At 39.6% G+C, this 6,731-nt stretch carries 9 protein-coding genes and 1 tRNA gene; 3 read left to right on the top strand and 7 right to left on the bottom strand.

Features of this window, described 5'->3' with window-relative positions; genetic code table 11:
* Positions 1-117: IS3 family transposase (locus GQA99_RS10230; RefSeq protein WP_133306622.1), on the top strand; the 117-nt coding region annotated here is incomplete at its 5' end.
* 344 nt (positions 118-461) lie between these two features.
* Here GQA99_RS10230 and GQA99_RS10225 read toward each other — a convergent pair.
* From GQA99_RS10225 to GQA99_RS10195, 7 genes are all read right to left on the bottom strand, one after another.
* Positions 462-740, bottom strand: coding sequence for a hypothetical protein (locus tag GQA99_RS10225; RefSeq protein WP_160053781.1), 279 nt, complete (start codon positions 738-740; stop codon positions 462-464).
* Positions 740-958, bottom strand: a complete 219-nt coding sequence (locus tag GQA99_RS10220; RefSeq protein ID WP_160053780.1) for a hypothetical protein — start codon at positions 956-958, stop codon at positions 740-742. Before GQA99_RS10220 ends, GQA99_RS10225 begins: the two co-directional genes overlap by 1 nt.
* A gap of 37 nt (positions 959-995) precedes the next feature.
* Positions 996-1,181: a helix-turn-helix domain-containing protein gene (locus tag GQA99_RS10215; RefSeq protein WP_160053779.1), complete on the bottom strand. Its 186-nt coding sequence runs from the start codon at positions 1,179-1,181 to the stop codon at positions 996-998.
* Positions 1,182-1,296: 115 nt separating this feature from the next.
* Positions 1,297-2,457: a hypothetical protein gene (locus tag GQA99_RS10210; RefSeq protein ID WP_160053778.1), complete on the bottom strand. Its 1,161-nt coding sequence runs from the start codon at positions 2,455-2,457 to the stop codon at positions 1,297-1,299.
* Positions 2,458-2,688: 231 nt separating this feature from the next.
* Positions 2,689-3,573, bottom strand: a complete 885-nt coding sequence (locus GQA99_RS10205) for a hypothetical protein (protein WP_160053777.1) — start codon at positions 3,571-3,573, stop codon at positions 2,689-2,691.
* Positions 3,574-3,783: 210 nt separating this feature from the next.
* A tRNA-Arg gene (locus GQA99_RS10200) sits at positions 3,784-3,859 on the bottom strand.
* Between the two features lie 134 nt (positions 3,860-3,993).
* On the bottom strand, positions 3,994-5,199 hold the full coding sequence (locus tag GQA99_RS10195; protein ID WP_160053776.1) for a flagellar assembly protein FlgT: 1,206 nt from the start codon (positions 5,197-5,199) through the stop codon (positions 3,994-3,996).
* Between the two features lie 304 nt (positions 5,200-5,503).
* Here GQA99_RS10195 and GQA99_RS10190 point away from each other — a divergent pair, with 304 nt between their 5' ends.
* Together GQA99_RS10190 and GQA99_RS10185 are read left to right on the top strand one after the other, a co-directional pair.
* Complete coding sequence (locus GQA99_RS10190; protein WP_160053775.1) at positions 5,504-6,214, top strand: FlgO family outer membrane protein; 711 nt, start codon at positions 5,504-5,506, stop codon at positions 6,212-6,214.
* A complete protein-coding gene (locus GQA99_RS10185) occupies positions 6,211-6,660 on the top strand; it encodes an LPP20 family lipoprotein (RefSeq protein WP_160053774.1) in 450 nt (149 codons plus the stop codon). The genes GQA99_RS10190 and GQA99_RS10185 overlap by 4 nt, the downstream gene beginning before the upstream one ends.
* Positions 6,661-6,731: the final 71 nt, after the last annotated feature.

The raw sequence follows: 6,731 nt of genomic DNA, 5'->3' as shown, positions 1-6,731 counted from the left end.
CAAGATGTGACTGCTTACATGAAATATTACAACTTGGAGCGACTTCATTCAGCTAATGGTGATCTGTCACCGGTAGAGTTTGAAAATTCTCAACTAAAAGTGTCCAGTTTGGCTTGACCAGTACAGGGTGTGGTTTTATCTGATTGCAGGTAACGTAACGCACTATGGCTGAGTAAGTTTTGAATAAACTTTGGGAATTCATCCGCGATGCAATTTTGATACATTGACGAGCGTGATTTGTAGACATTGCCTTAAAATCACGGTCATCAACGCTAACACAACTCATTCGGCTACTATTGTGACCTAACACTTTACTGATGGCGGAAGTTGTTCGTAATAGGTGTAAATTTGCATCACGCCTATTACCAAATTGCTTATAGCGGTACTGAATAACATTTTTGTGAATACTCGGTAATCCATGTAATTTTTTGTTAACCCAGTCAACATCATGTGGATGAATATTAGGCATGGCTCTGCCCTCCATGCTGTTTTAACCAATCACGCCCACGTTGATTTAGTGAGCAACGTTGCCACTTTACACCTGCAATGTAATGGGTACTCTCGGCTAAGAAGCCTTGTAGTTTCAATTTGAACAAAGTGCGTTTTTGGAAATGACCTGAATATGAGTCATAACCGACCATTTTGCTTAGGTCGGGACAAATCTCAATACACACTTCAATGTGGTTATCTTGCGATAACCACTCAATGAATGTGACTTGCTCATTAGTAAAGGCGGCCATTATTTGCCCCCTTCACTATCTGAAGCCGTTACGTTGTGTAATAGGCTCACTTCTATACTGTCAGAATTGTCATCCATGGACTCATTAACAGGTACATATTCCGTTAACGGGTACAGACTCGATTCATTGGCTTCATATTTCCGTAACAGAATAATGTTTTCGTTATGTTCTCGAAGTTCATTAATTTCATCAACAGTACTTTTAAGAATGCTAGTCATATTTATTAACGAGCAAATAATGATTCCCGATAAAAAGCTATACAGTGTGTTCATATACCCTCCCGTTAACGAAGTTTTCAACATCGCTTTGGCGGTACATCACACGACGACCAACTTTGATAAAATTGAGGGGATAGCGGCCAGTACAACGCCACACAGAAAGAGTGCCTATTGTAATGCCTAAATGTCTCGCCACTTCAGCAGGGGTGAGTAGTGTATTCATATTAACTCCGATTAGATTGTGTATGTCGAAGTGAAGAATATGATCGGAAGTTTTTGAAGTATGCGCTTGTGAGGGTCAAAAAGGTGTTTCTCAGGGTGAGAAACACCTTTTGTATTTAGATAAGTTTTTGAATTTTTTTACTCAGTTCAAGCATTATTTGGGTTCTAGTTTGAACTGTTGATTCTAGCTCATGAGGTAATACTTGAAGTTTTACACCATCAAATCCACATATCTCAATTGGTGCGTCATGGTCAGCATCCCATATTTCACCAGTATTTGTATCTATGGCGTAGTGGTCATCCTGAGTTACATCTATCCCGTTGATGTTGGCAAACCTAGCCCAAGAATGTTGTTCTATTAGGTTTTCGTTTCTTTCAATAAGATGAGATATTAATTCCCTATTAGGGTCTTGAAGTGCAGATAACTTTAACCATTGATTAGAAAAGTCATGTCTTAAATCCCAGTATGGTTCTAGTTTATCTAGCATCCTATCAATTGGGATATGGTAGCAAATAGAATCAATTAAACTAAAATCTTTAGATTCAATGATTTGATTAATATTAGGTGTAGCTAAGTCTGATAGTTGAGTGTTAGTGACAAAGGACTCTAATACCTGATGTTTTGTTATCATTTTACAATATTTATCAGCTAGTTGTTGCTGCTGATTATCCAAAGCTTTTCCATTCAGGCTATTTTCGTACCAATCTTTCCCTGTTTCATCATAAGGAACACCATACAAATCATCTAAAATCCATAAAAACTCTAACAATTTTGATTCTTTATCACCACCTTTAGAAGCTTGCTGCAATGAAATATATAAAGTTTGTACATCAACATCAAAACCCTTATAAGGGAATGACTCTAGCGTCTGTAAAATGTCTTCTTCTAAGTCATCCTCGTCATAATCATCGTCTACATTAATCCATTCACTACCAGAACGAGTTAAATAATAGAGAGCCTGCTGGTTAATTAATACCGAAGATTTTTCTAACAAAGGGGCTAGTTGATCACTTATCAATTTGCTTAGTTGTTGAGCAACCTTTGTAGTCTGATTAAAAGAGATTGCTCTTTCTTGGCATCTAATAAATGCCGCTTGCATGTCATGTCTTGCAAGCTCTATCGATTTATTTAGTGAGGTAGTCTTCAATGCCGCATGAGATTTTTCACCTAGAAATGCAGCTATTAACTCGAATATCTGAGCTCTTGATACAGTGCTGTTAGGTATATTTTTTATTTGTGAAGATACGTTGAAAACGTAAGATGAAAGCATGTTCATAAATTAACTCCGCGGTTGAGTGCGAGTTGCATTTAAGCATTACCACATGCGATTAAGGCGAGGCTTCTCAACCAAGTCAATTTAAGTATAAAGGTGTAAGCAGATTGTATTTAAACTTTCGTTTTTAGTGCCTTTTTTCACTCGCATGTAAGTGAGGCTGGCGCCTAGAACAGAAGTTACAATAATGTTCGATCTGAAGCAAGTTAAAATACTGATGAAAGCAATTAATCACTATACAGATTGTTTACGATTTTCACTCAAAAACCATCTATAAACTGTTTGAAACCCTTGGTATTCACTAGTAAATTGATGCCCAATCTCGTTTGCATACTGATTGATCTTTGGAAAGTACTTTTCAGTAGCCTGTTTGGGGTTTTTATAAGGTTTGGTGCGATACAAGTTCAACGCAAACTCGCGTCTCAAATTATTCTTCATATGCCTAGTCTGCTGTCCTTTCTTTGAGTTTTGACTAGCAACTTCAATCGCCCCTTTATGTTTAGTGACCTCCGTTTGAAGCGACTGATACCCTTTATTAGCATCAACAAATTGACGTTTAGCAAATATTTCAAACAATAAATTGGCTTGCTTAGGCATACCAGCTATCTGACAAGCTATAGCACCGTGAATAAGTTCAGCACTGTCTTCTGGGATCGCATTTAGAAATGTGAGAGCTTCACTACCTTCTTCTTCACCAAATGCTTCATGTAAGTTGGCAGCATTGGCAAACCGTCTGATCTCATTAATATCATCACATGGCTCTGCGGCTATTGACTCAAATAATGATGTAAATATCTCTGCACCTTCAAGCTGTTCAGTCTCAAGTATTGACTGACTGTCATCAACTTTCGAAAGCGCTTTGGCTAAAGACTCTTCATTAGTGCCTTCTGGAAGCAAAGGTCTAACGGCTGAATCTTTTTGAGTGAGCATGTCGAATGACTGCAAGCTGGCTAAAAAATCGGCTTTCTGATTTTGATTAGCATATTCAGGGGAATCCAACATGTTAACCAACTGCGTTTTCAATGCTTCTGGCATTGCAGATAGAAGTTCATCTAGCTGATTACCGACTTCTGACTTTTGAGGTTTAGTTTGTAGGTTAGACTCTTTCTTGAGGTTCATTACACAATACTTCCATGTTTTAGCTTTAATAGAAAACTATTGGAAATACGTTTAAATGTCCATGATTGAGTTCAAACTATTAAAAAGCGGAGTTTTGAAGAATGCTTAAAAAAAAATTCCAAAAAAGTGGTTTCCAGAGGCGGCACATAGGCGGCACAACTTTTTACGATTTTATTAAGTTATTGATTTTTAAGATAAAAAGAGGTGTTATGGTCTCCCCACAGGGACTCGAACCCCGATCGGCCGCTTAGGAGGCGGCTGCTCTATCCTGTTGAGCTATAGAGAGACCCAGTGATTATACTGAGTTTATAATTGATTTAAACCCTTTAAATTTAACTGCTTATTTCTTAACCTGGTTTCTTGGCCTAGTTTCTTAACTTTAACTCTTAACCTTACTCTTATGCATGACGGTCATGATGATCAGTTTTTAATCGCGATATCATTTACTTGGATATTGTCTGCTGCATCGATGCCGTCAAATATGGCTGTGGCACTGTCTTCGCTGACTTGCTCGATTACCACACTCGCTCGGCTTTTGCTGGCGATGGGGCGCATGGTGTTTAAGCGATCTGGGATATTTTTTTGCAATACTATCTGAAACTTATCACCCATTTTTACACCATTTTTGCGGCCTAAATTGATGATAACTCTATCACCTTGTCTGGCAACAATTTGGCCTAATAGTGGCCTGCAATTTAATTGGTTATCTAACGTCAGTATGCTTTGTTGAAAGATTTCAATAATAGACTGGCCGTAGGATGAGCGCCAAAAACGTTGATTAGCCGGTGACACCACTTCTTGTTTTTCAAATTCCCAGGGTGCCGATGTGGCAAAAGTTTCTGTCCACACCACTTCGCCGCTAATACCATGATAAAGAGTGAGTTTTATCATGAATTGTCTTAGTGGGTATTCTTCACTGAAACCTAAAAAGCCACGTTCGGCAGGCTCGGTTGAAATATCAATAATATCGGGTTGTAGTATGTACTGACTTTCGGTGATTTCGCCTAGCCATGTCGGAATGCGGTAACCTCTAAAATTAACCAATTGGTTAGTGTTATCAATTTTTTCATTGGCGTGAACACGAGCAAAGCTATAGCGAGACTGAGCATTGATCATCTTACCGAGTTTTTCGGTTATCTGTTGTTCAAAATTGGCCAGTTGCCCGTATCTAAGCTGCGCGCGTTCTTGAAGATAAGATTGCGGCAACATAATCGCGGCTTTTAATGATTGGCTTTTGCATTGTGCGTTAGGTTCTGGTTCAGTGAGTTCTAATTGCAAAACCACTGTAATGGTATTTTGGCTGATCATTTCGCTCATCAACTCAACATTATTAGCCGAACCCATACGCTGAATTTGAAACGTATCCTGGGTTAATCGCCCCTGATCGATTGATTGCTCACTGGAAAAATTAACCCCAGCCTTTAAGCTCGCATAATTTAATGCCTGACTGATGGCATCTTCGCGGGCTTTATCGATATCGCCATTGACGATTTTTGCTCTGCCAGTGACCTCGACTTGTTCTGCAAATGCCGCGTTAACCTGAAATAAGCTCAACAATAACATCAGTGCAAGCGCGAATGCTTTATGATTGGTTGCTTGTTTAATAAGGCTTGTTTGCGTCGGCATACGATGTCCTAATGTCAAAAAATCGTCAGTTTTGCCTATTTAAGGCACATAAAATATTACGACTAACGCGATAGTGTTTAATTAGTATAAATTAAGCAAAAATCGCGCCACTAACATATTTATGTGCATTGAAGCCTTTAAGGATTAAATCTAGTAAAGCTTTTACGCTATTTGCCGATACAGATTTAGCGTTCATTGACGGCTATGTCGCAGTCAATAATGGCTTAAGCATCAATCTTGCATGTTTTGATTGAGTGCCATTAATGCAACATATCGCGTCGGCGACATTTTTAAAGGAATCATCATGATTAACAGGCTTATCACCCCAGTTGCTGTACTTGCGTTGCTGTCTGTCGCAGCGTGTAGCCAAACGCCTAACCCGGCGAATAATTTAGCGTTTAATAATGATGGCAAATACGTCAAAGTTAAAGATGAGTATAACGTTTCTCACAAGCAATTAGCGTACGACATTCAAGATGCCGGCTTTGCGCCAAAAGGCCAAATTAATGTATGGGCCGAAAAGCTGGTTAATGAATTGGTTGTGCAAAATGATGCGCTGCGCCCCGATCAGCCGTTATTAATCACGACACCTGTTTTAGCTAATAATTTAAATGCCACCAATGAGCTGGCCTTACAATTACAACAAGGTTTGTTAGCCGCGTTTCATGCGCACGAATTTAATTTAGTGGATATGAATGTCGCCACCAGCTTGCGTGCAACTGAGCAAGGCGAGTTTATGTTAAGCCGTGATTGGCAATTATTACCATCAGGTTTACCTGTGTCGCACGTGTTAGTGTCAACCATGACCATGACCCCTGAGGGCATTGTGTTTAATGGCCGCGTTGTAAACGTCACCAACAACCGCGTTTTATCGGCTGTGCAATCTTTTGTTGCCGCATCGAGTTTGTCTGGTTATTTACAAGAATCTGAATTAATCGAATCTCGTAATGGTTTACTGTACCGTCATGAGAAAAAAGGCGATAGCCGTTATACCGTATTGGGAGAAAAGCTATGAAGTCACTGATGTTGGTTATGATGTTGGTACTACTCGGCGGCTGCGTCAATAAAGATAAGTATGTGCAGTGGGAAACCGAAGCTCCCTCTTCGTTCCCTACGTTAACAGCGGTAGGTTATGCGCCACTGGCGACGCAACCTAGCCCTGAAGCGTCTCACCGTATTTTAATGGCAATGCAAGCGTCGAAGATTGCCGCCTACCGTGAACTCGCTGAACAGGTTTATGGTCAAAAGATTTCAGCTAACAGCGATGTCAGTGAGTGGTTATTAACTGACGACAATATTAAATCCAGCGTCAGTGGCATTATTCGCGGTGCTAAAGTGGTTAAGACCTACCCTTCTGGTGAGTTTTATGTCACCGAGTTAGCGTTAGACTTTAAGCAAGTATGGCAATTGTACGAACAACAGAATCGCCCCAAACGAGTTAAAGAAGTCACTTACTTTTAAGCAAATGATCCCATGAAAAATGCCGCTGATATCAGCGGCATTTTTTTGCTTTAAAACTAACTATTTATCTA

The organism is Shewanella litoralis (assembly GCF_009828585.1).
Lineage (GTDB): Bacteria > Pseudomonadota > Gammaproteobacteria > Enterobacterales > Shewanellaceae > Shewanella > Shewanella litoralis.
Note: the sequence above shows the minus strand (reverse complement) of the source record. Positions and strands in the feature narration are given on the sequence as shown.